Genomic DNA, 25,968 nt, shown 5'->3' with positions numbered 1-25,968 from the left:
CCCTATTATTGTAACCGAACGGGATGGGCAGGGCAATTCACTTCACAGTCTGTTCATGGTTGCTTCATCTTCAAAATCGCTATTGATGTGTATTCTCGCAAACAATAGATTATGTTGAAGCACAGTGGTTATTCCGCCCATATTTTCACTTTATTTTCAGAGTGGAAAGTGAATGTTTTGTGGTAGAATAGAATTCCGTATAAATGGGTGCAGCAGAAAGGGGGCGGAATATGCGCATCAAGAATTTACTTCATTTTACAGAGAATCACCGTTACTGCGTATACCGCGAATTTGGACTGGGCAGCCTGGACGAACGGATGCTGAACCTGGTCTACCAGCCGCTTACCGGAGCGTTCGCCATCAGTCTGTACCGTCTGCTCTGTGATCATGTGAACGCACAGCAGGTGGGCTACTCACCGGTCGAACAGCAGCGGGGATTATTCCTCACGCTGGGTCTGGAACCGGGTGAGCGTGGACGCAAGCAGCTGATGGAACAGGCATCCCTGCTGGAGGCCGTAGGTCTGCTCCAGACGAGCCGGGTCTATTTTCCGGATCAGGATGATTATATATATGAATATGAACTGCAGCAGCCGCTGGCACCGGGTGAATTTTTCCGCACACAGCATCTGACACTGCTGCTGCGGGACAAGATCGGCAAGTTTGCTGTGCTGTCCTTGCGGGAGCAATTTTTCGGCAAGCAGCCGGAAGGCTGGGACAGTCCATCTGTACAGAAAGAAAATATTTCACAGCCATTCTATGATATATTTGAGCTGAATACGCATGTGATCGATTATGAACTGGAGCAGGCGCTGACCGAGGTGAGTACGCAGACTCGCAGCAATCAGCCCAAGCTGAGTGAGGACGATCTGATCAACTATGCGGATATTATTCGTTATTTCCCGCGTGGATCGCGGAATCGGCAGTTTGTGGAGAAGCTGCGCTTTCAGCCGGAGCAGATGAATGTACTCAGCTATATTGCCTATAAATACAAGCTGGATATCCAGGATATCTGCCGGATGCTGGATGAGGACGGTATCTTTACCGCAGAGGGCGAGCTCGCCGAGGAAGAGATTCAGCGCCGGGCGAACCTCCAGTTCCGTCAGGGCAAAAAGCGGATGGAAGAACGTCAGATTCACGAAGCCAAAGTAGTATCACTGCGTCAGCAAAATCAGGAACCGGATGAGCAGCCGCAGGATTTGCCAGTGGAACATGCGGTAGAAATGGAATACTACCTTGAGGTACCAAGACAATTTACCGGCAAATGCGATATTCACCAGTATAATATGATGCTGCGCAATCAGCCGTATACCCGGATGCTGGAAATGTTCTATCCAGGCAGTGTGCCGAACAGTATTAATGATATTTTCGAGCATATCGATATTAATTATAAGCTGCCTGAAGAAGTGATGAATGTACTGATTCATTACTTGCTGGCCGTCAAGATGTCCCAGCCGGGCGAACGTCTGAGCAGCAAATTCGTCGACTGGATCGTGACGAATATGCTGAATCAGCAGGTCAATACGTATGAAAAGGCTGTTCGTTATGTACGGGAGCAGAACAAGCTGGATCTGCGGATCAGCGACCAGGCCAAGCTGAAAGGCAAGGAATCTGCAGGAGGCGCAGCCAAGCGTACCGGACGCAATTACGGACGTACACCGGCGCGTACCAAACCAGAGATTCCGATCGTAGAAGGATCGCAGGGGAAATCCTCCAGCATATCCGACGAGGAGCTGGCAGAAGTTCTGCGTATGGCTGAACAGATGCAGTCCGGCAAAAACGGCGGATAAGGCAGTGCCAAACAGCATTTACCGGTCAAAAGAATGTTATACATTCAGCTTTCACACCGCATAACAGGGACTTGCGGTATACGGGAGATACAGCTGTCCTCGTTATCGCAGACAGCTATAAGTAAGAGTTGAACAAACGGGAAGGGGCTACACACCATGGAATCCATCGGTGATCTGCTGCGGCAGATGAAGAGTACGCGCTTTCGGGAACAATCGAACAAGATTGCCACGCAGCTGTTCACGGATCCGCTGGTGCTGGAGCTTCGCAGCCAGCATCCGGAGCTAACTGATCAAGAGCTGATGACCAATCTTAGCAAGCTGTACCAGTATGTCGGGGATCAGCGTAACTGCGATAATTGTCCCGGACTCGACCAATGTCCCAATGATTTTCAGGGACATTATACCAAGCTCAGTGTACAGTCATCCGAAGAAGGAGCCAGACTGCATGAGCGCAAGGCACCTTGCCAGAAGCAGCTGAGCAGACAGCATGAACAGCAGGTCAGACAGCGAATTCACAGCTTTTATGTGGATGATCGCGCGCTTAACGAAGGGTATAACGCTGTGGAGATCGTATCCAAGGATATCGAACGTGTTCCGGCAGTGAAAAAGATTTTTGGTTACATTAATGAAGTGAAACAAAACGGACTGCCTGCCAAAGGGCTGTATCTGGTCGGACATTTTGGTACCGGCAAAACGTTTCTGATGTCTTATATGCTGCATGAATTGGCCAAAGCCGGCTATACCGGCGTGATTGTATATATGCCGGAATTTGTGGAAGATCTCAAGTCGATGTTCCAGGATAATAACCGGATGAAAGAAACCATCGAGATTATGAAAAATACGGATCTGCTGATCTTTGATGATATAGGTGCAGAGAATCTGAACCCATGGGTACGTGATCATGTGCTGGGAGCTATTCTGAATTACCGGATGGAACGCAAGCCTACCTTTTATACTTCCAATTATTCACTGGAGGCGCTGCTGCAGCATCTCAGTTTTACGAATAAGGATGGCGAAGAACGTTACAAAGGCGAGCGCCTGATGAACCGGATTGCTCCATTCGTGGATGTAATCAGTGTGAGCGGAGAGAACAAAAGAGGCGATATGCCAGGTGAACAATAACGATTTACAAAGATATTAGTAATTAAAAGTATAATAGTTACTAAAATATAGATAAGTATAATAAATTCGTATTATCTGTTTCGGAATCCACATTCCTGTGTTATAATAGGGGTGTAATAGATTCTATAGTTGTTTAAATAATGAATAATTCAAATAAAGGTATTCAAGGAGGAAATTTCCATGGCAATCGTTAATGTATCTGATCAATCCTTTACAAATGAAGTAGAAGGACAAGGCACAGTATTGGTAGACTTCTGGGCACCATGGTGCGGTCCTTGTAAAATGCTTGCTCCAATCCTGGACGAGCTGGCAACTGAAGTAGGCGACAGCGTGAAAATCGCTAAAGTCAATGTAGATGAAAACCCTGAAACAGCTTCCCGTTTCGGCGTAATGAGTATCCCTACAATGATCTTCTTCAAAGACGGTCAACCAGTAGATAAAGTAGTAGGCCTGAACTCCAAAGATTCCCTGAAATCTATCCTGGCAAAACATCAATAATTTGTCTGGACCCAATTATAGCAGTATAAGACAGCTGATCCTGTTGGATTAAATCGTCTCTACTGCACCAACCCTCGGTATTTGCCGGGGGTTTTTTCTGTCGTCTATTTGCTATGTAGTCTGTTTAAGTCCATGATCACGCTCCAGTTACTACGTATTACGCTGCAACCTATCCTGTCTCTGCCATTTTTACTTCTATTTTCATCATCATACTTTATATTTCATGACTTCATATAGAACATATGTTGCCCTAACACTACCCGATCCCCAATTAGAACTGCTATAATAAAAAAAGGCTATAAACAGAATACAGCCCAAAACACAGCGTCTTATCAAGAAAATAAGCAGCTTATTCATACCAGTATACAATTCGGCATACGACATATATCCAACCCAGTTCCCAAGCACATCCAAACCAAAGCAATATAATCACCAACCCCTATACAAATCCCCTCTCTAGGGGTAATACAGTATATTATACCGTCTGCCCATATTCCATACTGATTCTGTATCGCATAAGTTCTATTTCCAGCCCGCCTAACAATAGAAAAGCGATATCGATACAAGCAACAAGCACAGAGCGAAGGAAAAGGAATTGGACCAAAGGACGACATTTAAGCCTGGAGATCCTCTTTTCCAATTAACGATTCAGGATCTCCAGGCTTAACCGGAGGACATGGTCCAATCCTTTTCCGCAGCGGAAGAACTGCAGCGGCAGATGCGCTATACCAGCGCTTGATATATACCAACGCTTGCTATATATCAGCAACTACCTTTTACCTTGCAGCTACACCTATAGACGTGCATTTCAGACAAGAATCAGGCAGACACTCAGAGCTTATATAGACACCCAGTTATAGCAATATTCAGCAGGAAAGACAGGAAGGAGAAGTCTATGGATTCACATTTGGAAACGATTCGCGAGCAGGAGCAGGCAATCGAGAATATTCGTCACAAGCTTGCTTTGCTGCCCGATTTGCCGGGCTGTTATTTGATGAAGAACCGGGAAGGCACGATCATTTATGTCGGTAAAGCCAAAGTGCTCAAAAACCGTGTCCGGTCTTACTTTACAGGCAGTCATGATGGCAAAACCCAGCGTCTGGTCGCAGATATCCGCGATTTTGAATATATTGTAACCGGCAGTAATATGGAAGCACTCATTCTGGAGTGTAACCTGATCAAAACCCATCAGCCCAAATATAACGTACTGCTGAAGGATGACAAGACTTTTCCGTATATCAAAATTACCAATGAAGAGCATCCGCGTCTGGAAGTGACCCGGCGTGTGCTCAAAGATAAAGCCAAATATTTTGGCCCCTATCCCAATGCATTTGCTGCCCAGCAGACCAAAAAGCTGCTGGATCGTATGTATCCGCTGCGCAAATGCAAAGTCATGCCCAAGGAAGTGTGCCTGTATTATCATATGGGCCAGTGTCTGGCACCATGTGAATATGAAGTACCGGAAAAATCCTATGACGAGATCCGTCAGGAGATCACTCGTTTCCTGAGCGGAGGACATGAAGAGATTAAAAAGGATCTACAGCGCAAAATGGAAGAAGCGGCGGAAGATCTGTATTTCGAACGAGCCAAGGAACTGCGTGACCAGATCCGTAATATCGATGCACTGATGGAAAAACAGAAAATCACGATGGCGGATGCGCGGGACCGCGATATTTTCGGTTTCTCGGTCGACAAGGGCTGGATGTGTGTACAGATCCTGTATGTGCGTCAGGGTAAAATGATTGAACGCCATGCGTCGGTATTTCCTTTTTACGGGGAGCCTTATAACGACTTTATGTCCTATGTGACCCAGTATTACAGTGACAACCCGGCGATGCCGCAGGAAATTCTGCTGCCGGCTATGGAAGCTTCTGTCGATCTGCAAAGTGCCAACGACAAGGCACTGGATGCGGCGGAACAGGAAGGTCTGAATACGAATGATGGAGACGGATCGACAGGTATGAATGATCTGGCTGATCGCGTAGCCGAGACTGGCGAACAATATGCTGTAGAGTCTGCCCAATCGGAAGCAGCAGCATCGGGTTCTGCCGATTCTGATAAAAATCAAAGTGATCCGGAAAGTGTCAAAGCTGCCGGAGGAGACCAGCTGGATGCGCCAAGCAGTGCCCAGATGCTGCAGCAGTGGCTCGGTATCAAAGTACTGATTCCACGCCGTGGTCTGAAGCGTCAGATGATCACGATGGCACAGGATAATGCCAGAGTCTCGCTGGATGAGAAGTTCCGTCTGATCGAGCGTGACGAAGAACGTACCTCCAAAGCAGCCGAGAATCTGGGACAGGCGATCGGGCTGAACAATCTGCACCGTGTCGAAGCCTTTGATAACTCGAATATTCAGGGTTCTGATCCGGTATCGGCGATGGTCGTGTTTATCGACGGCAAGCCTGCCCGAAAGGAATATCGCAAATACAAAATCCGTACGGTTGAAGGTGCGGATGATTACGGTACGATGCGTGAAGTTATCCGTCGTCGCTATGAGCGTGTGCTCAAAGAGAATCTGGAGATGCCGGACCTGATTGTAGTCGATGGCGGGAAAGGCCAGATCTCCGCAGCTACCGATGTACTGGAAAACGAACTGGGATTGTTTATTCCGGTCTGCGGACTGGTCAAGGATGCGAAGCACCGGACAGCCCAGCTGATGGTGGGCGATCCAGCCGAACCGGTCAAGCTCGCTCGTGATAGCCAGGAATTTTACCTGCTGCAGCGGATTCAAGACGAGGTTCACCGATTTGCGATTACGTTCCACCGGGAGCAGCGCGGCAAGTCGATGATCGTGTCCCAGCTGGACAGTATCCCGGGTATCGGGGAAAAGCGGCGCAAGCTGCTGATCAAGCATTTCGGTTCCGTCAAAAAAATAAGAGAAGCCAGTGTCGAAGATTTTCGGCCTCTTTCGATCGGCGACAAGCTCGCCCGTCAAATACTGGATGCATTAAAAGAAGAGTAGCCATTATGGCTACTCTTCTTTTTTGGTTCAGTATTGTCGTAATTCAACCCATCCTGCAGCTATGATATTGCCTGATAAAACGTTGGCTCTCTGGTGCGTTCGCTCCATTTTATATCTAATAGCTGTGCCTATACAGGCTGAATACATTGGATACAGTTGTTGCTCGGTAAACTGCAGCCTTACTATCTGGATTTGTCTGTATCGTCATCATGTGATGGCAGCGAATCCGTAGAAGTAGAAGGTTGCTCAGTATCCCGCTTCATCGGTTCTATCGATGATTGCGGTGGCGCAGCAGAAGGATCCGGCTGCTTGGTTAGATTCACATTCTGCGAATGATCTGGAGGCTGCTGATCCGGCGACTTCAGCTGCTGTTCACCGGTAAAAGATAGCTGGCCGGGATCTTCTAAGGAATGATCCGGACGGTGCTGCTGGTCCTGGTTTTTATTCGGTTGAACAGGTGGCTGTACCGGTGCAGCAGGTGCTTGTGGTTCCTGATATTGATGGAACCGGCTGGGATCATTGGGCAGTCCCTGGCCATGATGATGCGCTGGCGCACCGGGATTATAGTAGGAATGCGGCGGCTGTCCAAGATCCGGCTGGCCTGTCGGTGCGTAGACCGGCATTCCTGGCTGCGGCGGCGTATACGGTGGATACGCGTTGTCTACCCCTTTGTTGCGGGTGAACAGGTAGATAATGTAGGCGATAATACCCGGCATAATAATATAGAAAATACCAAGCGCAATATTACCTGCTCCGCCAACCGTCATCAGACTGAACGACATTAGAATGGTATCGAACATTACATGGGCAAATACGACAGCGATAAAGCCGTAACGCAGGAATACCAGACTGAACAGCAGTCCGATAATCAGCAGCTCTACCGGACGGGAGTAGACCGGATAGATCGGATACAGCGTATGACCGAGTGCCCAGATAATCGAAGTAATAATAGAAGCGACAAAGGTATTGCGCAGCAGCTTTTTCAGCATACCAATCCCGAACAGTCGGTATACTCCTTCTTCGCCAATGCCGGCCATCCAGGCGAGCAGTGGCAGCAGAGCCGGTATCGCCATATTATAAGGGGAGCTGGAATCATCGCTGGAAGAGAACACACCAAGTGCATTTTCCAGTACCAGATAGATAATCGATTGCACACCCAGCAGAATAATAGCGAACAGATAACCGAGTGCCGCGCTATGCAGTACATATTTGCCATAGCCCTTTTCTTTGGAGCGCGGCCACATATTCATGCCACGTTCCCGCCAGAGGCCATCGCCGCCGACAAGGGAGAAGTAGAGCAGCACGGCCATCAGCACGTTCAGGATCAGCTGCAAGCCGACCAGGAACAGCGTCATGAACATACCATAATCCTGACTGCCAAAGCTGGCTTCAAAATAAGGCCACATATTGACGACACTGATCACGGATACGGCACAGTAGATCAGCGATAATACAATTCCTCTTTTAAAAGAAGTATGCTTGCGCTTCAATGAAGCAAAGACGATTGCCAGTACTCCGAGTACCAGCGTAAACAGCCCATACCCTGCAAAGGTCAGCCAGTAGGCGAGGGTAGTCTGTTTTTCGATATACTGGGTATAGGAGGCAGGTGGTGTTAGCACCGGCTGGAATGAGAGCAGTTCGCCCTCCTCAAAAGTAAACTTGAGATGCAGCTGGGCTTCACCGAGCTTGCCGCCATCACGCAGTGTATAATCGAGTCCATAACCTCCATCGGTCTGCAGTTCCAGGGAAGCGGGATCATAGCCCATTGTCTTCAGCACAGGGCGAGCCTGTTCCACTTTCTGGGTCAGCGTCATATTGCCTTCATTAACAGAAGACGGTTTCGGAGACAATGGATTACTGTTATCCATCGGTGTATTCGAATCGGTTTTGATGAGAAAAGCGACTACTTTTCCGGTATTCATATGTACATCAATGTCTACGGAAGAGAGATAGCCGCCGGCTTTGTAGTGTACGCGAAATACATCATAGGGAGCGATCTTTTCCAGTTGTTTGCTGTACTGCTGACTCAGTTTTTCTTTGGCTACATATCCGCTCAGTTCGGAATCGGTATGGTAGCTGGCTGGGGGGAGTGCAGCTGGCTGATCATTTCAGGTGTCAGCGGCAGATTGTTTTTGAAAGCATCGGCACTGGCTATTGCCTTTTCCTGACTGATTACATTGGTCTGATCCACTTCGAGCGTCTCCGAAGCGGTCAGCGGAATCACCTGGGTAAATAAAAAGATAACCAGGGCGATGACTGCCAGAATACTCAGTATCTTGTAATTGGGTTTGAGCTGTACAGGCTTGCCTGTTGGGTTCATAAGTTCCTCCTTGGTGTAAACATGTAGTTTGTCCGTTCGCATACCAGCCTATACGTCTTTTAGAAAAGAAATGATTCGGGTGCAACGTGACAAAAGGCGCAGATAATGCAAGTTTAGCGTAATCTGTAAACTATTGCAAAATAGCTTGGTAGTCCGGCAGAACAAGGATTATAATCGATAAGCATCTGCTTAAAAATACAGCAGCACAGGTATAGAATATAAGGAAGCGGGATATCTGAATATACCATAGCTGCTGGCTGTACTTACTATATTAATAATATGACAGACAGAGGTGTACATAAGGTGAAAATGAATTTGAAATTAAAAGGAAACAGCAGGGTATGGACGCCGCCGCGTATTCTGGCGCTGGGATATGCTGTTATCATTTTGCTGGGCAGCTTTTTGCTGATGCTGCCCCAGTCGCATCAGAGTGGGGAAGGGCTAAGCTTTCTTAATGCCTTTTTTACTGCGACCTCGGCAACCTGTGTAACCGGACTGGTTGTTGTAGATACAGGAACCTTTTTTACTCCTTTTGGCCAAACCGTTATTATGTGCCTGATCCAGATCGGTGGTCTCGGATTCATGACGATGGCGACGCTGATCGCACTGGTCTTCCGCCGCAGGATTTCACTCCGGGAGCGTCTGATCCTGCAGGAATCCATGAACCAGGGGGATATGGAAGGCATCGTACGCCTGATCAAAAAAGTACTGTACTATTCTTTTGCGATTGAGCTGGTTGGCGCGATTGTGTTCAGTCTGCGACTAATGATGGATCATCCTCCCGGCCAGGCTGTATTTTTCGGCATTTTCCATGCGGTATCGCTGTTCAATAATGCAGGGTTTGACCTGTTTGGTGAATACCGGAGTCTGACCGGATATGTAGCGGATCCGGTGATGAACCTGGTGGCTATTTTACTGATTGTGCTGGGCGGTCTGGGCTTTGTGGTTTTGTCCGATCTGATCGAATTTCGCAAAAATCGTCGACTGTCCCTGCATACCAAATCTGTTTTGCTGATGACCGGCATTTTGCTGGCAGCCGGCTTTGTGCTGGTGTTGGTGTTTGAATTTACCAATCCGGGCACACTTGGCAAATTAAGCTGGGGCGGCAAGTTCTGGGCTTCTTTGTTTCATTCCACCACGACCCGTACAGCCGGAGCCAATACGGTAGATCTGACCCAGCTGCGGCAGGCGACACTACTGCTGACGATTATATTCATGTTCATTGGCGGTTCGCCAGGCTCTACAGCCGGCGGTGTCAAAACAACGACCATTCTGCTGATGTTCGGTGCAGTGCTTGCTATGCTGCGTGGACGCAAAGATGTAGTGCTGTTCCGCTTTCGGCTGGGACAGGAACGTATTTTCAAAGCGCTGACGATTGTTGTTTTTGCCCTGGTACTGGTGATCACGGCGACGATGATTCTCAGTATGACAGAATCGACCGATTTCCTGACCGTTTTATTCGAAGCGACATCCGCTTTTGGTACAGTGGGTCTGTCGCTTGGCTTGACTCCACATCTGACGGTGATCGGCAAGCTGCTCATCTGTCTGCTGATGTTTGCCGGACGGGTTGGACTGATTACGCTGGCTTATGCACTGGCACCAAAGCAGGAGAAAGAGCCTTTCCGGTATGCCGAAGGCAAAATTATGATCGGCTGATCCCTTGATTTCTTATATTCTTTGCTGGGCAGGATAGCAATAATCATTATTGGCTGCCTCCTGAAAAAGGAGCTGCATACCGCAAAGCGGCAGCTCGGGATCATCATTGCCAATACCGGACAGATAGTATATCGAAGCAGGGATTATACGAATAAAGATCAATTTGCAGAGTATATCTTCAGTAGAATATATTTTCAAAAGAAAAAAGGCATTACGGTGACCATTCTTCATTCTCCAGCCGGGGAGCCGTATCGGCCACACGGATATTTGCATCCTTGATCATCCGCGAGGAATCGTCAAAACGCGCGGTAGTATCGGCAATCCACTGGCGCGCTGCTGTTCCCAGCTCGGCGGCTTCATTATAAATAAGGCAGGTCGTACGGCGGGTCTGCTCCAGCTCGGGAATATGCAGCGAGACCAGTTCATTACTCGATAGTAGCTGTTCACCGATATAGGAGCGGGGTAGCAGCGCCGCTGCCATGCAGATTGGCAGCAGCCGCACAATCGCTTCAAAAGAATCAATCTCCATACGCAGATCGGGCATGACCATATACCGGTGAAATACATCGTCGATTAGCTTGCGGTACCAGGTACCCTTGGAGAACATAATCATCGGCAGCCCCTGCAGATCCTGCATATCGGGCTGCTTTTTGTCGGCAAGAGCATGATTTTTGGGCAGCACCAATTCCAGATGATCATCAAACAGCGGTGCGCAGACCAGACCCGATTCATGAATGGACGAAGCAACAATACCGATATCGGCGCGTTTGTCACGAATGTCATTGACAATCTCGTGTGTCTTGCCTGTAATCAGCTTGACCTCGGCATAGGGATGTTTCTCTGTAAAGCTGCGTACGAGCGGCGGCATCGTCGTCTGGAGCGTCGTGAGGCTCGCTCCGAAGGTCACAGTGGTCTGTTCCTCGGATTTGTAGCGGTTCAGGCTCTGGAGGAAACGGAGCTGCTGCTGGCGCTGCTCCAGAGCGTATGTGTAGGTAAGCCGCCCGATAGCAGTTAGTTCCAGCCGTTTGCCATTACGGTTAAACAGCGCTACACCCAGCTGTTCTTCCAGTTTGGCTATTTTGCGTGAGAGTGCAGGCTGCGATAAATTCAGCAGCCGTGAAGCCTGGTTCAGACTGGATTGCTCCACAACGACAGCAAAAACATCTAAATCTTCTATCATCTGGGAAATAATCTCCTCTCTTATGCAAAAAAGTTATAACATTTAATAATTATATTGCAATTCCATTATAAGCCAAATTAGAGTAACATAAAAAGCGACACAACTTGTTCACATACGAACGTTATGTGAATATCTTTTTACGGAAGAAAGATATTGCATGATACGACTCCTTATTTACAGTCGTGAACAAGCTGTAAAGCTACGGAAGATGGGGAACTTCCTAGCAAGGATGGATAGAGGTCCGATACTTGCCTGTCCATCCGGGTCTAGGCGGCATTTTAATATGCCTGTCGATATGAAAACGCTCTTATTTAGGAAAGGGGAACGTCATTCATGAAAGGCTTTTATGCCAGAAGGCTGCATTCACTGCTCGGGGTCATTCCGCTCGGTTTATTTTTTCTGGAGCATTTGATCACCAACTTTTCTGCTTATGAAGGAGGAAAGGAATCTTTTGATGCCGGAGTAAAATTTCTGAACGGTCTGCCGCTTGTACTTGTTTTGGAGACCTTCTTTATTTTTCTTCCGCTGCTCTATCATGGCATTTACGGTCTGTATATCGCATATCAGGCCAAGCCGAACAATGCTCATTTTGGAAATGAGCGCAACTGGCGTTATACGCTTCAGCGTGTAACCGGTGTTATTACTTTTATCTATATTGCATGGCACGTATATGACACTCGCTTCCAGGTTGCACTTGGCAATGTAACGCATGAGCAGCTGGGCGGCATCATGCATAATATCGTCACCAACCCGGCTACATTCGTACTGTATACGATTGGTGTGATAGCGGCTTCGTTCCACTTTGCCAATGGTCTCTGGTCATTCCTCGTTACATGGGGAATCACAGTAGGCCCAAGATCGCAGCGTGTATCTTCATACATCTGTATGGCGCTGTTTGTGATCGTATCGATTATGTTCGTTCTGTCTCTGGTAGCATTCCGTAATATGGATTTCCAAGACCCAACCGTTGCATTTCAAAGCATTCGTCATTTCATCGCATAAATGACTCTGTCACTGTAATATGCGTCATGTGATGCTATCGGAATAACCTCCAGCGTAGAGGATTATTCATCAAACAGATGGCTGGCAGGGCATAACATATACAGTCAATCAGGGGCAAGCAGGTTAAAGGGGAGGGTAATTTCTTATGGCAACATCGAATATCATTATCGTGGGCGGCGGTCTGGCCGGTCTGATGGCCACCGTCAAAGCGGCAGAAGCCGGCGTTCACGTTCATTTATTTTCACTTGTACCGGTAAAACGTTCGCACTCCGTATGTGCGCAGGGCGGTATCAACGGTGCAGTTAATACCAAAGGGGAAGGCGACTCGCCATGGCTGCATTTTGATGACAGCGTATATGGTGGTGACTTCCTCGCCAATCAGCCTCCGGTCAAAGCGATGTGTGATGCCGCACCTGGTATCATTCACCTGATGGACCGTATGGGCGTTATGTTCAACCGTACACCGGAAGGTCTGCTCGACTTCCGCCGTTTCGGGGGCACCAAGCATCACCGTACAGCCTTTGCTGGTGCAACGACCGGTCAACAGCTGCTGTATGCACTTGATGAGCAGGCGCGTCGCTGGGAGACAGCTGGTCTTGTAACGAAGTATGAGAACTGGGAGTTCCTGAACGCGGTGCTGGATGATGAAGGCGTCTGCCGTGGTATCGCTGCACAGAATCTGCGTTCGATGGAAATCGTTACTTTTGGTGCCGATGCCGTTATTCTGGCGAGCGGTGGTCCGGGTATCATTTTCGGCAAAACGACCAACTCGGTTATCAATACCGGTACGGCAGCGAGCGCTGTGTATCAGCAGGGCGTTCATTATGCAAACGGCGAATTTATCCAGATTCACCCAACAGCGATTCCAGGCGACGACAAGCTGCGTCTGATGTCCGAATCTGCGCGTGGTGAAGGCGGACGGATCTGGACGTACAAAGACGGCAAGCCATGGTACTTCCTGGAAGAGAAATATCCTTCTTACGGTAACCTGGTGCCGCGTGATATCGCGACCCGCGAAATCTTTGACGTCTGTGTTAACCAGAAGCTGGGCGTCAACGGCGAAAACATGGTCTACCTGGATCTGTCCCACAAAGATCCAAAAGAACTGGATGTGAAACTGGGCGGTATTATCGAGATCTATGAGAAATTCATGGGCGATGATCCACGCAAGATTCCGATGAAAATCTTCCCTGCAGTCCATTATTCGATGGGCGGTATGTGGGTCGATTACAACCAGATGACCAATATTCCGGGCTTGTTCGCTGCCGGCGAGTGTGAATACCAGTATCATGGTGCCAATCGTCTCGGAGCCAACTCCCTGCTGTCTGCGATCTATGGCGGTATGGTAGCCGGTCCAAAAGCGGTCGAATATGTCAAAGGCCTCAAAAAATCCTCTGCCGATCTGCCAACGAGTCTGTTCGATCAGGCGCGCAAGCAGCAGGAGGAGAAATACGAGCGTCTGCTCGGCATGAATGGTAAAGAAAACGCTTATGTGATCCACAAGGAACTTGGCGAGTGGATGACTGATAATATGACGGTTGTACGCTACAATGACAAGCTGCAGGCGACGATAAATAAAATCAAGGAACTCAAACAGCGTTACGGCAATATTGATGTGAATGACTCCTCCCGCTGGACGAATCAGGGAGTAGCCTTTACCCGTCAGCTGTGGAACATGCTGGAGCTGGCCGAAGCAATGACCCTTGGAGCGCTGATGCGTGACGAGAGCCGCGGAGCCCACTACAAGCCTGATTTCCCGGTACGTAATGATGAAGACTTCCTCAAAACAACCAAAGCCACCTGGACACCGGATGGACCGCAGATTTCGTATGAAGAAGTCGATGTGTCCCTGATCCCTCCTCGTGTACGTGACTACTCCAAGAGCTAAGTTAGCTTTGAGAGCCACCGCTTGAATGCAATTGACATGTCGTGAGTATATCGTATGAACACTCAGATTAATGTGAATGATAGAAGGGGGCATTACCCATGGCGGAAGCAGTTTCAACTGAGAATCAAACCACACAGCAAACAGGCCGTAAAGTGAAATTCGTGATTACCCGTCAGGACAAGCCGGAGGGCCCATCCTATGCGGAAGAGTTCGAATTACCATACCGTCCCGGCATGAACGTGATCAGTGCGCTGATGGAAATTCAGCGCAACCCGGTTAACAGCGGAGGCAAGGATACCGCACCGGTATGCTGGGAATCCAACTGTCTGGAAGAAGTCTGCGGCGCATGTTCCATGGTTATCAATGGCAAGCCGCGCCAGGCTTGCTCCTCACTGGTCGACAAGCTGGAGCAGCCAATCACGATCGCACCGATGAAAACATTCCCGGTTGTCCGTGACCTCGTTATCGACCGCAGCCGTATGTTTGGCGCACTCAAAAAGGTCAAAGCCTGGATTCCGATCGATGGTACGTATGATCTAGGTCCGGGTCCACGCATGGCAGAGAACAAACGCCAGTGGGCATACGAACTGTCCAAATGCATGACCTGCGGTGTCTGCCTGGAAGCCTGTCCGAATGTGAACGACAAAACCGAGTTCATCGGCCCTGCGCCGCTGTCCCAGGTTCGTCTGTTCAATGCCCATCCAACAGGTGAAATGAACGCTGAAGAGCGTCTGGATGCCATTATGGGAGAAGGCGGTATCGAAGCCTGCGGTAACTCCCAGAACTGTGTGCGTTCCTGTCCAAAAGGAATTCCGCTCACAACTTCGATTGCCGATCTCAACAAAGAAACCAACAAGCGTATGTTTAAACGCTGGTTGAGTGTATAATAGGCTGTAGCCAGCAGCTTTATAGGCAAAGCAGTAATTTGCTTTTGATCAAGCGGGTGACGCGTATAACGCGAAGCCCGCTTTTTTATACATATGATTAGCGGAGGAATGAACATGATTAGTGAAAGACCGATTAGCTTTGATCAGCTGGTCGCCGAATTCGAAGCATTGGGAGTGACGGCAGGCATGAATATTCTGCTGCATTCTTCACTCAAAAGTATCGGCGGATGGATTCCTGGAGGCGCGGAGACGGTTATTCTGGCGCTAGAACAGGTGCTTGGTAAAGAAGGTACACTGATGGTACCGACCCAGACCTCCCAGCTGACTCATCCAAAGCTGTGGAAATACCCGCCAGCCGATCCCAAATGGTGGGATCTGATCTGTGAGAGTATGCCTGCCTATGATCCGGACTTTACCGTGACATCCGGTATGGGCGTTATTGTAGAGACGTTTCGCAAGCAAAAAGGTGTCGTTCGCAGCAATCACCCCCATGTCTCCTTTGCCGCATATGGTCGTCATGCCGGTGAATGGATGGAGGATCATGGACTGGACTATGGGCTGGGCAGTGCTTCACCGCTGCAGAAGCTGTATGACGCGGAGGGTCATGTGCTGATGCTTGGTACCGATTATTTGACGAATACTTCTATCCATCTGGCAGAATTCATGGCTGACTGGCAGGACAAAAAGCAGATCGAGATGAATGCACCGGTGATCACGGAATCCGGCAAACAGTGGATAACATTCAAGGATCTCAATTTTGATTCGGATGATTTTGACCGGATCGGCAGCGACTTTGAGGCGGATTGTCCCCATCTGTGGACACAGGACAAAATAGGTCAGGCAGCTGCCAAATTAATGTCGCAGCGCGGTCTGGTCGATTACGCAGCAGGCTGGTTGGAAACGCATCGTTAAGGATATATATTAGATATAAATCTTTTACATAAATGCAGGTAGAGAGGGGTTATGGCTATGATATGCCGAGAACGCGAACACTCTTTTATAATGATCCGTCAGCATGATCATGCACGATTGTCCGGAGAATTCTCACGACATATGGATTCCGGTCCTACCCGGGAGACAACGCGCTGGGATGAGGTGGTTCTGGGCTGTGAACAGCATGACAGAGGCTGGATACCGCTGGATCAGATTCCGGTATGGAACGATGCAGAAGAAAAGCCATTTACATTTATGAATTTCCCGGAACCGGCCAAGCTGGTTTTTTACCGATATGGCATTAATCAGCTGGAAGAAATGACTGCCTATGGAGCAATGCTGGCGAGTCTGCATTATACGGCGCTGGTCAGTCACTATGGCGAGGAAGATCCATTTTGTCAGGCTTTTCTGCAGGAGGAAAAGGAACGCCAGGAGCGTATCCGCGAGCAGGTGTCTCCGGCGGACGACGAGCTGGCTTACCATCGCTCGGTATTGGAGTTGTGCGATGATCTGTCGCTGTATGCCTGTCTCAACGAACCGGGCGTAAACAAGAGCGAAGAGCAGGACTGGTGGAAAGACGGATTTGCTGTCGGCAAAAAGCTGGATGTGACCGATCACCAGACCATTATGCCGGAATGGACAGAGCCGGGCATGATTACGTTGAGTCCTTTTCCTTTCCGCGAGCCGGTTGAGGTGCAGCTGATTTATCGTGAAGTGTCCAAGGAGAAGATTCAGCAATCCGGTCTGGCGGAAGCGTATGAAGCAGCAGAAGAGCAGCAGCTTACGATTACTTTTCAGGCTGCGCAGGCAAACTAATACCGCTGGCGGGTAACCCCGAATTTGACGAAGGCTGCAGGATTCGGCACAATAATCATTATGGAATGACAGACTGTAGCAGCTTGCAGGTCTGTCTATAATGAATAGAGCTGAAGACAGCCTAGCGGAGAAGGAGGAACCCCGCCTGAATGATCAATATACACTAAACGCTATAGGCCGCGGGAGAGCCGGCTCTCTGATCAAGCCGGGTCTGTATTCGATGTCACGCAGACAATTTCTGAAAGGAAGTGCCGCTGCGCTGGCTGCACTCGGTGCAGGCGGAGCCGGTTATACATGGCTTGGCGAACCCAATTGGCTGGAAAAGGTATATATCGAGCTGGAACTAACGCAGCTGCCAGCCAGTCTGAACGGGATGAAGCTGATACAGTTCAGCGATATGCATCTTGGACTGGGCAACCATGCCAAGGATCTGGAGCAGCTGGCAGATATCATTATGGGCGAACAGCCGGATATGATTTGCTTTACCGGTGATATGGTGGATGACGAGGCAGCTGTACTCCAGCCCGGCATTGGTGCACTCCGGCGCATGAAAGCTCCGCTTGGACAATATGCGGTGCTTGGCAACCATGACTATCTGCAGGATGCGCTGGCGGTATCGCGAATGATGGAAGAAGGCGGGTTCCGATTGTTGATGAATGATAATCATCAGATTCGCCGAGAGGATGGCATACTGGCCATTGCCGGTCTGGATGATCAACTGCTCGGCAATCCGGATATACATAAAGGAGCAGCAGGCATCCCCACAGAAGCCTGCCGGATTCTGCTGATGCATGAACCTGACTACGCGGATCGTATACCTGCAGAGCTGAACTTCCATTTGCAGCTGTCCGGCCACAGTCATGGCGGCCAGATTCGTCTGCCGATGTTCGGGGCAGTCATCACACCGAGAGGATCACGCAAATATATTATGGGCTGGTATCAGGCCGGACCGACAGGACAGCTGCCGCTTTATGTAAACAGGGGGATCGGCATGTCCCAGCTGCCGGTCCGTTTTATGTGCCGTCCGGAATTGACCATTTTTACCCTGAAAAGAAAGCCGGTATAAACAGCGCCGGAAATGGAGGAAAATGATGGAACGCATTGCACTTGTATCCGATATTCACGGCAACTATCCTGCCTGGCAGGCAGTGCTGGAAGATATCGAACGCCGCGGAATCCGGCGTATTTTTTGTCTGGGGGATCTTGTTGGCAAAGGGCCGGATACCGTCCGTATTACCGAAAGTGTACGGGAACGCTGTGAAGTAGTTATTCGCGGCAATTGGGAAGAGCTGATCGTACGGATGAGCGGAGATGATGAGCTGTTCGGCTGGCATGCGCGGCAGCTGGGTACCGAACGTCTGGATTATCTGGATTCACTGCCGCTTCGTCATGACTTTATGCTGAGCGGACGGTTGGTCTCACTTGTACATGCATCGCCGGAAAGTGTATTCCAGCGTGTGCAGCCATGGGATTCGCTGGAGCAACGTCTGGCGATGTTCGCTCCTGTACCGGGTGAAGAAACTTCTACACCACGAGTACCGGATATTGTAGGTTATGGAGATATTCATAATGCGTACCTGCAGTATCTGGAAGGGCGGATGCTGTTCAATACAGGCAGTGTAGGCAATCCGCTCGACTTGCCGGAAGCATCCTATGCTATTCTGGAGGGAGACTATTTGTCTGATAAGAAATCGCCTTATTATCTGCAATTCGCCCGTGTGCCCTATGATATTGAGCAGGCGGTAGCGGATGCGCGGGCAGCAGGGATTCCTGCATTGGACTATTATATCAAGGAGCTGCGCACCGGTGTCTACCGGGGATTGCAGACCTGAGCCCAGGGAGGAAACAAGCAATGGCGATGCTGAGTAAACAGGAATTGAAAAAAGGAATTCCCGAGCTGCAGACCGATCGGCTGATTTTGCGTCGTCTGACTGCAGCGGATATTGAGCGCTGGTGGGAATATGCCAGTGATCCGCAGGTAATTACATATCTGTACGGTTCGCCCCAGATCAAGGAGTATCAGGCGCTGCAACCGGATCGTCTGGGCCGGAGAGTGGAAGAAGCTTTTCGCAGTATGACGTCTATTCATTTTGCTGTTACCTCCAAAGAAGATGGCACGATGTATGGCGTATGTTCCTTTCAGCGCTGGGATGAACATGCAGCCCGCGCCGAGATCGGGTTTGCCCTGTCCCAACCATTCTGGGGTAAAGGTTACGCGACAGAGGCGGTAGGTCGCCTGGTAACCTTCGGATTTGAGGAAATGGGACTGTCTCATATCGTGGGACGCTGCCATGTCAAAAATCAGCTATCGATACGCGTACTGGAGAAAAACGGAATGCGTCAGCAGCCGCCTGCCAATCCGGGGATCAAAAGCTACTGGCAGGAGATGGGCATTATCGTATATTCGGTAGCCAACAGCGAATTTGTTCTGCGCAAGGAGCGGGCATCCATGCATTCGCAAGTACGCGATGATCTTGGCGGTTCCGTCTCTTCATGAGCGGCGAACGCTGGTTTACCAGTCCTATCGGTGTACTCGTCAGTTCGCTGATCGCTGTTGTTCTATGGGGAAGCGCACTGCCATTTATCAAGCTAAGCTATCAGCATCTGGGCATCGGTTCGCATGATCTGTTTGCCCAGTGGCTGTTTGCAGGGTACAGGTTTGCGCTGGCAGGACTGCTGCTGATCCTGTTATCTTATATTCTCAAGCCGCGCGGACAGAAAATCCCCCGAATACCGGCTGGCAGATTGAGTATGCTGGCCCTGCTGCAGACGCTGCTGCAGTATATTCTGGTCTATGCTGCGCTGGGACTCGGATCGGGAATTACCATGTCTATTATTGCGGGTTCGACTTCGCTGTTTCAGCTGCTGGCGGTACGGTGGATGGAACGAACAGAAAAGCTGTCTGCTCGCAAATGGATAGGGCTGCTGCTCGGGTTCTCCGGCATTACAGTGATGGGAATGGCGCAGGGCAATGAACTTCGGCTTGTGTTCGGACTGGCGGAGCTGCTGATGCTGCTGTCTGCACTGTCCGGAGGCGTAGGCAACGTGCTGGCACGCCGTGAAGCTGCTGTAGAGCCGGTGATCAGTCTGACCGGTCGTCAGATGTTCTGGGGTGGCCTGGGACTGCTGGTGCTTGGTTGTGCTTCGGGGGATCCGGTTCCTTTTGAATGGGATCTGGTAGGGATTGGCATGCTGCTGTATCTGGCTGTTGTCTCGGCAGGAGCTTTTGCCCTCTGGAATATGGTGATGAAATACAATGAAGTGGGCAAAGTATCCATGTATCTGTTTCTGACGCCTTTATTTGGCGTGGTACTGTCAGCGGTATGGCTGGGTGAGCATATTTCCCTGTGGGCGCTCGTAGCGCTTAGCCTTGTTGCAGCAAGTATTCTGCTAGTGAATCGTCAGCGCAAAATAGCAGCTTCGCAGACATAACGCAGCCGAGGACGTGACATACAAGCAGTCCAGACAAGGTATATCAGCATATGAACATCGGCAAGTTACCGATTTGTCATTTAACTGCAATACAGCTGCAATCCGATTCTAACAAGCTGGCTGTATGATGAATAACAAGACCCCCTTTTTGATACATGTAAAAGGACCTGCGACATGCAGGTCCTCTTTTTTTGCGTATAATCCGGTTATCCGGTTGGTTACAGGGCAACCGCCTGACGCTGCTTTTGCTTGTAATAGACCCATTCGGTATAACCGATATCGCGCAGCTTCTGTGCGACCAGATCGAGATCGTCTCCGACGCGCTGGGCAATATGGGAATCCGAACCAAAGGATACTTCTACGCCAAAATGATGGGCGCGCTCCAGGATATCATCCACCGGATGCCAGAGTCCGCATACTTTGATTTTGCCGGATGTATTCACTTCAATAGCTACACCGGATTCGGCAATCGTCTGTAGCATCTGGTCCAGCGCCTGCGGAGCCTGAATCTCTGTAAAAGCAGGATAATTGCTTTTCATTGCATCGATATGACCGAGGATCTGGAACATGCCGCTTTTGGCGGATTCGCCGATCAGACGGAAATATTCCGTTTTGGCAGCTACCTGGGCTGCGGTATCCATGCCTTCCCAGCGGGTACGGTCGAATATGCTGTATCCATCGCTGAAATGCACGGAGCCAATAATATAGTCAAAAGGGTACTGGGACAGTGTCTGCTGATACAGCCGGGCATGATCCGGGAAGTAGTCCGATTCAATACCGAGCAGTACATCGATTTTGCCGGCGTATTCTTTTTGCAGATCCAGTACTTCCTGTACATAATTTTTCAGTTCACTTTTGCCCATCGTTGTATTGGGAAAAGGCTGATCCTCATCAGAACCAAAATACGGTGTATGATCGGAAATACCGATCACCTGAAGATCTGCGGCAATCGCCGCTTCAATATAATCACGAATATCACCGACTGCGTGACCGCAGCGGTAATGGTGGGTGTGCAGGTCAAATCTCATACGTCAATCGCTCCTTTGGCTAATTTATTCCGGACTCGTAAAATGATCTTCCGGCATCCCTTTGAGATCATTGAGAAACTGGCGCATCGCCGAATTGAGATAACGTCCGGATTTGTAGATCAGACCTACCGGATGACTGACTTCAAACTCCGGCATCGGAATCATCACAAGTGTGCCATGCTTCAGCTCACTCGTAATCGACTGTCTGGAAATAATCGCTGCGCCAAGATCAATCTCGACCATTCGTTTTACTTCCTCGCTGCTGGACAGTTCCATCATTACCTGGGGCACAATCTGGTGCGCTTTGAACACGTCATCGACAAAACGTCTACCGACGGTATCCGGAGACAGCATAATCAGAGGAAGATTCTCCAGATCGTGGATCGTGGCCTTGCGGGTACGTGCCAGGGGATGCTGGGGAGAGACGACCAGTTCGAACATATCATAATAGAGGATAGACGTCTCCAGATTCGGATTGCGCTCGATCAGATAACCGATGCCGACATCCACAATCCCGTTTTCCACACTGTGATAGACCTGGGAAGAAGACATCGAATGAATCATCGTTTTGATCAACGGGAACTGATTCTGAAAATAGGACAAAACCCGCGGCAGAATCTGAATCGCAATCGAGGTAGTTGTGCCCAGCAGAATGCGTCCCTGGGGTGTCTCATCCAGATCGGACAGCCGCTGCTTGAGCTGTTCCACAATCGTCAAAATTTGTTCGGCGTGCTCCAGAAATACGGTACCCTGATCCGTAAGCGTAACCGGCTGATTGCGGTTGACGAGCAGGGTCTTGAATTCATCTTCGAGGCTTTTGATCTGAGCGGAGACCGCAGGCTGTGTCAGATTAAGCAATTCACCTGCCTTACGGAAGCTCATCGTCCGCGAAATGGTCAATAATGTCTCCAATTGACTGATATTCATGAGTTCCTCCTTATGTACACCTATTATTAAATTATAGGTGATTCCCGAAAAAGCGGCAATGCGATAGAACACCCATTCGTGAACGAATTCACTCGCCTTTGATAAAATCCACAAAATAATTAGCCCAAACCGATTTATTCAGCTCATTCTAATCTACATAAATCCCTCGCATTATCCGATAATAATAAAAAGGCAGTCGATTGGACCTATAAAACAACACACACACCATTCTTTGTACCTAGAAATCGACAATATAACATCGATGAAAACCTTATTTCTAAAACAAATTTGATAAAATTTGAAATGTTTCAATGTTTCTGGATGAATTGTCCTAGGTTATAAGTTATAATAACATTACAATTCATAGGTCATAAGTTTCATTTAAAATAGTAACCCATAAGTAGAGGGGAGTATTAAAGTATGAAGGCGGAAGTTATTAATCCATTTTTGGAAGCAGCAAGGTTGGTTATCGGGCAGGTGGTTCAGGTAGCCCCTTCTACCGGAAATCTAGGGATCAAGGATATTGAGATGGCAGACAACCATATCTGGATTCAGATTGGCATGACCGGACAAATGAGCGGCGATATTATTTTTGGTATTCATGAAAGTGTAGCTTTGCGTATGGTCTCGGCAATGATGGGCGGATTTGTCATGACAGAGATGGACGAGATGGGACAAAGCGCCATTTCCGAGCTCGGTAATATGATCAGCGGCAATGCCAGTACCATTTTGTCCAATCAGGGTGTAACAGTAGATATTACGCCTCCAAAAGTAATGAAAACAAGTGCAATTACCTTCACTGCAGCCAAAGCATTGACTATTCCATTGATTATGGAAGGTATTGGCGAACTGGATATTCAGGTTATGGTATCCTGATCCACGATAAAGCAAGCAAAAACGATGTCCTTAGGACATCGTTTTTTTGTATTTTTTATGATAATTGGTATCTATGCGGGCAGTTGATGCTTATGCGGCGACAGCCGGAATTTCTGCTGGAATCAGAGGATTATTTGACTTTCTCGGCTTTGCCGCTAAGAATTTTCAGTACATTATTCTCGTAACCGGCAGTGTAATTGATCTGATACGAGGTGTAGACCGTACCTGTATCTTTGCGCTCTTCAGCAGTAATCCGCATCGAGACGATTGCCTGATCTCCCTCGCGCTCGGAAGAAATGCGATCGACAGTTACTGTGCCGGTATTCAGATAACCTTCACGGAACTTGGCATAAGCGAGCTTGCCCTGCCAGCGGCTGCCCAGCAGTGAATAGGCCGTAACATAATCGCGGGCATTAAGACTGTCATAAAAGTAGCTCACCACATATTCTGCTTCATCGGTAAGGGAGAGCTGTTCTTCCCCGGCACCGGTATCGGTGGATGCAGTCTTCGGCAGATTCTGTACAGGATGCGCTGACCACTCGGTGACCATATCCTTGATTTCGGAGACAGGGATACTGAAACCAATCGAATTCGATTCTGTAGCTGCCGCCGAATTAATACCGATCACTTCACCGGTAGCAGCATCGATCAGAGGACCGCCGCTGTTACCCGGTGCAATCGGTGCAGAGATTTGATACAGATTCCGGTAAATGTAGGGATCAATCGTCAGATCACGACCGACACCGCTGATAATACCGGTGGTCACCGTATTTTGAAATCCGAGCGGACTGCCCAGAGCGAGTACATTATCACCTACATCGGCTTTGGACGCTGCTGCCAGCGCTAGCGGCTTGGTATCTGCCAGTTCGGGAACGCGTACAACAGCAATATCAGTATCCGTTCCTATGCCGATAACGGTACCTTTCAGCGACCGGGCATCGGCGGTTTTGACTTCTACATTTTTGGTGCCTGCAACTACATGGGCGTTGGTAATCACATCGCCGGATGTATTATACAGAAATCCCGATCCGAGAATGCCGTCTTCCTGGCGGATCATGACGACCTTTTTCTGTGATTCATGAATGATCGTCTTAAGCGAATTCGGTTTGGATGCAGCTGACGATGCTGTGGCTGCCAGCAGCGGTTTGGTAGTCAGCTGTGCAGGTATGGTCCGGTTAATGTAGGCATAGCCACCCAGACCGGCGCCAACGATAAGTACACTGGATACGATACTGATAATCCATCCTTTATTCATGGGAACCTCCTTCATCCAGATACCAGGTCACTTGATCGAGCTGTACCTGCACCTGATCATACCAGCCATAGCCGTAGTCATACGCGCTAAAGGAAGCTGTTTCCCCCGGCTCCAGATAATAGGGATCCGTGGAGGTCGTGGAAGAAGAGAGATAAGCGCCATTCGCATCATATAGGGAATAATGGATTGTGATGCCATAGATCGGCTGGGTCGCCGTATTCTCTACGATACCGGTTGTGTCCAGATCCCCATACTCGGTAACACTGGTCGTTACTTGACTGACCTGTACACCTTCTGTACGATTTTTGAGATCTTCGGCTTCTGCCATCTGCTGGGCAGCACGTATGCGCTCTTGCTCCGCTTTTTCAAAAGCTTGCTGCTCGGAACGAATCCGGGTCTGCATATCTTTGAGTTTCTGCTGGGAGCCGGTGTACTCGATCGCAGTTTGCACGATTTGGGCGGCTTCATCGAAGCTGCTGTCCTGGATCAGCTCTTCGGCTTGTTTGAGTGTCAGCAGCACGATTTTGTTAATAATCAAATCATGTACTTCTTGGGCATCCTTGGTGTCCAGTCGATCTACTTCGTCCAGTTTGTAGGCGAGCGACTCCACATCATTCAGGTTGTCGAGCTCTTTTTTGATTGTCAGGATCGATAATTGATTCCGATTCTGCTCGGCCAGTTTCTGTTCGGGCCGAAATAGCGGCTCGGTGCGTCCCGACAATTCTTTTTCCAGAATACCGAGAGAGTGTTCGGCGCTGTCGAGCTGATTATTTTTTAATCGACCGGAGACGGCAGTCAGCTTGGTATGGAGCCGATCTGCCTTTTGGATCAGATTCAGATCGGTGGTAAAGGATGGTTCTTGCGGCCGCAGAGCCAGGGCCTGGTTAATCGTATTTTCGGCTTCTTTGTATTTGCTCTGCAGCGCCAGTTTTTGGGCTTGCTGCTGCAGCTGGATAGCCTGCTGATTCTGCTGCAGCTCATGCTGGTAGGCCCACCATAGAGCTGCACCTGTAATCAATAGCAGTAGAACAGGTGTAATCCACATCATCGGATGACGAGGATGATGACGCGATGGAAGCAAACTTTCGGTGTTGGCTGCAGTCGGTGTGTCTTCTAATAAGGCTGCAACTGGTTCTGCTGGTAAGGCTGCAACTGGTTCTGCTGGCTGATTCGGTAGAATATTTTGCTGCAGCAGCTCCAGTGCATCGGGCGCAGCTTGGGTGGCGTCGGCCTGATCCGGTTCTGTGTCTTCAGTGAGCCTTATACCGCAGCGGCTGCAGAAGACCGCATCTTCCTGCTGTGGTGCACCACAAACATGGCAGTGTATCATAGTATCCCCCTTGTTCATTGTTGCGTATCTATAAGCCGGTCTCTGTAAGTCTCTATTTATACAGATAGC

Annotated in this window: 22 protein-coding genes; 15 read left to right on the top strand and 7 right to left on the bottom strand. The window is 49.2% G+C overall.

All coding sequences use genetic code 11. The features are described from left to right. Positions 1-230: 230 nt before the first annotated feature. The 4 genes from AR543_RS20740 to uvrC all read left to right on the top strand — a co-directional run bounded on the left by AR543_RS20740 (position 231) and on the right by uvrC (position 6,369). Positions 231-1,787: a replication initiation and membrane attachment family protein gene (locus AR543_RS20740; RefSeq protein ID WP_060536250.1), complete on the top strand. Its 1,557-nt coding sequence runs from the start codon at positions 231-233 to the stop codon at positions 1,785-1,787. 156 nt (positions 1,788-1,943) lie between these two features. Further along, positions 1,944-2,909, top strand: a complete 966-nt coding sequence (dnaI, locus tag AR543_RS20735; protein WP_060536249.1) for a primosomal protein DnaI — start codon at positions 1,944-1,946, stop codon at positions 2,907-2,909. Positions 2,910-3,089: 180 nt separating this feature from the next. Continuing rightward, complete coding sequence (trxA, locus tag AR543_RS20730) at positions 3,090-3,407, top strand: thioredoxin (RefSeq protein WP_017815698.1); 318 nt, start codon at positions 3,090-3,092, stop codon at positions 3,405-3,407. An 895-nt stretch (positions 3,408-4,302) separates the two neighbouring features. Continuing rightward, entirely contained in the window at positions 4,303-6,369 is a 2,067-nt protein-coding gene (gene uvrC / locus AR543_RS20725) for an excinuclease ABC subunit UvrC (RefSeq protein ID WP_060536248.1), read from the top strand. A gap of 182 nt (positions 6,370-6,551) precedes the next feature. Here the strand turns inward: uvrC and AR543_RS20720 are convergent, their stop codons facing one another. Both AR543_RS20720 and AR543_RS20715 read right to left on the bottom strand, forming a co-directional pair. Further along, a complete protein-coding gene (locus AR543_RS20720; RefSeq protein WP_060536247.1) occupies positions 6,552-8,291 on the bottom strand; it encodes a type II CAAX endopeptidase family protein in 1,740 nt (579 codons plus the stop codon). Between the two features lie 131 nt (positions 8,292-8,422). Then, a complete protein-coding gene (locus AR543_RS20715) occupies positions 8,423-8,689 on the bottom strand; it encodes a hypothetical protein (RefSeq protein WP_060536246.1) in 267 nt (88 codons plus the stop codon). 309 nt (positions 8,690-8,998) lie between these two features. Between AR543_RS20715 and AR543_RS20710 the strand changes: the two genes are divergently transcribed. Continuing rightward, positions 8,999-10,345 (top strand): TrkH family potassium uptake protein, encoded by a 1,347-nt coding sequence (locus AR543_RS20710; RefSeq protein ID WP_060536869.1) that lies wholly within the window; start codon positions 8,999-9,001, stop codon positions 10,343-10,345. A gap of 211 nt (positions 10,346-10,556) precedes the next feature. Here the strand turns inward: AR543_RS20710 and AR543_RS20700 are convergent, their stop codons facing one another. Beyond that, entirely contained in the window at positions 10,557-11,525 is a 969-nt protein-coding gene (locus AR543_RS20700) for a LysR family transcriptional regulator (protein WP_060536244.1), read from the bottom strand. A gap of 333 nt (positions 11,526-11,858) precedes the next feature. On the opposite strand from AR543_RS20700, the gene AR543_RS20695 reads away from it, so the two are divergent. From AR543_RS20695 to AR543_RS20655, 9 genes are all read left to right on the top strand, one after another. Beyond that, entirely contained in the window at positions 11,859-12,527 is a 669-nt protein-coding gene (locus AR543_RS20695; protein WP_046228398.1) for a succinate dehydrogenase cytochrome b558 subunit, read from the top strand. A 145-nt stretch (positions 12,528-12,672) separates the two neighbouring features. Further along, positions 12,673-14,415 carry a succinate dehydrogenase flavoprotein subunit gene (gene sdhA, locus AR543_RS20690; protein ID WP_060536243.1) on the top strand — a complete coding sequence of 581 codons (1,743 nt, stop codon included), beginning with the start codon at positions 12,673-12,675 and terminating at the stop codon, positions 14,413-14,415. A gap of 98 nt (positions 14,416-14,513) precedes the next feature. Next, positions 14,514-15,302 (top strand): succinate dehydrogenase iron-sulfur subunit, encoded by a 789-nt coding sequence (sdhB, locus tag AR543_RS20685; protein WP_060536242.1) that lies wholly within the window; start codon positions 14,514-14,516, stop codon positions 15,300-15,302. Between the two features lie 114 nt (positions 15,303-15,416). Then, complete coding sequence (locus AR543_RS20680) at positions 15,417-16,214, top strand: AAC(3) family N-acetyltransferase (protein WP_060536241.1); 798 nt, start codon at positions 15,417-15,419, stop codon at positions 16,212-16,214. 57 nt (positions 16,215-16,271) lie between these two features. Next, positions 16,272-17,051, top strand: coding sequence for a DUF3891 family protein (locus tag AR543_RS20675; protein ID WP_060536240.1), 780 nt, complete (start codon positions 16,272-16,274; stop codon positions 17,049-17,051). Between the two features lie 100 nt (positions 17,052-17,151). After that, positions 17,152-18,117, top strand: coding sequence for a metallophosphoesterase (locus tag AR543_RS20670; RefSeq protein ID WP_060536239.1), 966 nt, complete (start codon positions 17,152-17,154; stop codon positions 18,115-18,117). 25 nt (positions 18,118-18,142) lie between these two features. Further along, on the top strand, positions 18,143-18,883 hold the full coding sequence (locus AR543_RS20665) for a metallophosphoesterase family protein (protein WP_060536238.1): 741 nt from the start codon (positions 18,143-18,145) through the stop codon (positions 18,881-18,883). 20 nt (positions 18,884-18,903) lie between these two features. Continuing rightward, positions 18,904-19,548, top strand: a complete 645-nt coding sequence (locus tag AR543_RS20660) for a GNAT family N-acetyltransferase (protein ID WP_060536237.1) — start codon at positions 18,904-18,906, stop codon at positions 19,546-19,548. Beyond that, positions 19,545-20,483: a DMT family transporter gene (locus AR543_RS20655; RefSeq protein ID WP_060536236.1), complete on the top strand. Its 939-nt coding sequence runs from the start codon at positions 19,545-19,547 to the stop codon at positions 20,481-20,483. Before AR543_RS20660 ends, AR543_RS20655 begins: the two co-directional genes overlap by 4 nt. 218 nt (positions 20,484-20,701) lie before the next feature. Here AR543_RS20655 and AR543_RS20650 read toward each other — a convergent pair whose 3' ends face one another. Both AR543_RS20650 and AR543_RS20645 read right to left on the bottom strand, forming a co-directional pair. Then, the gene (locus AR543_RS20650) at positions 20,702-21,511 is read right to left on the bottom strand and encodes a histidinol-phosphatase (RefSeq protein WP_060536235.1); all 810 of its coding nucleotides are present in this window, start codon (positions 21,509-21,511) and stop codon (positions 20,702-20,704) included. A 24-nt stretch (positions 21,512-21,535) separates the two neighbouring features. Continuing rightward, entirely contained in the window at positions 21,536-22,438 is a 903-nt protein-coding gene (locus tag AR543_RS20645; protein ID WP_060536234.1) for a LysR family transcriptional regulator, read from the bottom strand. Between the two features lie 420 nt (positions 22,439-22,858). Between AR543_RS20645 and AR543_RS20640 the strand changes: the two genes are divergently transcribed. Beyond that, on the top strand, positions 22,859-23,314 hold the full coding sequence (locus tag AR543_RS20640) for a chemotaxis protein CheX (protein WP_060536233.1): 456 nt from the start codon (positions 22,859-22,861) through the stop codon (positions 23,312-23,314). A 130-nt stretch (positions 23,315-23,444) separates the two neighbouring features. On the opposite strand, the gene AR543_RS20635 is transcribed toward AR543_RS20640, so the two are convergent. Both AR543_RS20635 and AR543_RS20630 read right to left on the bottom strand, forming a co-directional pair. Beyond that, the gene (locus AR543_RS20635) at positions 23,445-24,569 is read right to left on the bottom strand and encodes a S1C family serine protease (RefSeq protein ID WP_060536232.1); all 1,125 of its coding nucleotides are present in this window, start codon (positions 24,567-24,569) and stop codon (positions 23,445-23,447) included. Beyond that, the gene (locus AR543_RS20630) at positions 24,562-25,899 is read right to left on the bottom strand and encodes an FxLYD domain-containing protein (protein ID WP_060536231.1); all 1,338 of its coding nucleotides are present in this window, start codon (positions 25,897-25,899) and stop codon (positions 24,562-24,564) included. Before AR543_RS20630 ends, AR543_RS20635 begins: the two co-directional genes overlap by 8 nt. Positions 25,900-25,968: the final 69 nt, after the last annotated feature.

The sequence above is a fragment of the Paenibacillus bovis genome (genome assembly GCF_001421015.2).
In the GTDB taxonomy this organism is placed as follows: Bacteria; Bacillota; Bacilli; order Paenibacillales; family Paenibacillaceae; genus Saccharibacillus; species Saccharibacillus bovis.
This window is presented reverse-complemented; position numbering and strand designations above follow the sequence as displayed.

Bases quoted from the DNA above. Each gene is read 5' to 3' on its own strand.
- AR543_RS20635 (WP_060536232.1), bottom strand. From the start codon at position 24,569: ATGAATAAAGGATGGATTATCAGTATCGTATCCAGTGTACTTATCGTT.
- AR543_RS20650 (WP_060536235.1), bottom strand. From the start codon at position 21,511: ATGAGATTTGACCTGCACACCCACCATTACCGCTGCGGTCACGCAGTC.
- AR543_RS20645 (WP_060536234.1), bottom strand. From the start codon at position 22,438: ATGAATATCAGTCAATTGGAGACATTATTGACCATTTCGCGGACGATG.
- AR543_RS20640 (WP_060536233.1), top strand. From the start codon at position 22,859: ATGAAGGCGGAAGTTATTAATCCATTTTTGGAAGCAGCAAGGTTGGTT.
- AR543_RS20670 (WP_060536239.1), top strand. From the start codon at position 17,152: ATGAATAGAGCTGAAGACAGCCTAGCGGAGAAGGAGGAACCCCGCCTG.
- AR543_RS20660 (WP_060536237.1), top strand. From the start codon at position 18,904: ATGGCGATGCTGAGTAAACAGGAATTGAAAAAAGGAATTCCCGAGCTG.
- AR543_RS20680 (WP_060536241.1), top strand. From the start codon at position 15,417: ATGATTAGTGAAAGACCGATTAGCTTTGATCAGCTGGTCGCCGAATTC.
- AR543_RS20720 (WP_060536247.1), bottom strand. From the start codon at position 8,291: ATGAATACCGGAAAAGTAGTCGCTTTTCTCATCAAAACCGATTCGAAT.
- AR543_RS20695 (WP_046228398.1), top strand. From the start codon at position 11,859: ATGAAAGGCTTTTATGCCAGAAGGCTGCATTCACTGCTCGGGGTCATT.
- AR543_RS20700 (WP_060536244.1), bottom strand. From the start codon at position 11,525: ATGATAGAAGATTTAGATGTTTTTGCTGTCGTTGTGGAGCAATCCAGT.
- AR543_RS20740 (WP_060536250.1), top strand. From the start codon at position 231: ATGCGCATCAAGAATTTACTTCATTTTACAGAGAATCACCGTTACTGC.
- AR543_RS20655 (WP_060536236.1), top strand. From the start codon at position 19,545: ATGAGCGGCGAACGCTGGTTTACCAGTCCTATCGGTGTACTCGTCAGT.
- AR543_RS20710 (WP_060536869.1), top strand. From the start codon at position 8,999: ATGAATTTGAAATTAAAAGGAAACAGCAGGGTATGGACGCCGCCGCGT.
- AR543_RS20665 (WP_060536238.1), top strand. From the start codon at position 18,143: ATGGAACGCATTGCACTTGTATCCGATATTCACGGCAACTATCCTGCC.
- uvrC (WP_060536248.1), top strand. From the start codon at position 4,303: ATGGATTCACATTTGGAAACGATTCGCGAGCAGGAGCAGGCAATCGAG.
- AR543_RS20715 (WP_060536246.1), bottom strand. From the start codon at position 8,689: ATGAACCCAACAGGCAAGCCTGTACAGCTCAAACCCAATTACAAGATA.
- dnaI (WP_060536249.1), top strand. From the start codon at position 1,944: ATGGAATCCATCGGTGATCTGCTGCGGCAGATGAAGAGTACGCGCTTT.
- trxA (WP_017815698.1), top strand. From the start codon at position 3,090: ATGGCAATCGTTAATGTATCTGATCAATCCTTTACAAATGAAGTAGAA.
- AR543_RS20630 (WP_060536231.1), bottom strand. From the start codon at position 25,899: ATGATACACTGCCATGTTTGTGGTGCACCACAGCAGGAAGATGCGGTC.
- sdhB (WP_060536242.1), top strand. From the start codon at position 14,514: ATGGCGGAAGCAGTTTCAACTGAGAATCAAACCACACAGCAAACAGGC.
- sdhA (WP_060536243.1), top strand. From the start codon at position 12,673: ATGGCAACATCGAATATCATTATCGTGGGCGGCGGTCTGGCCGGTCTG.
- AR543_RS20675 (WP_060536240.1), top strand. From the start codon at position 16,272: ATGATATGCCGAGAACGCGAACACTCTTTTATAATGATCCGTCAGCAT.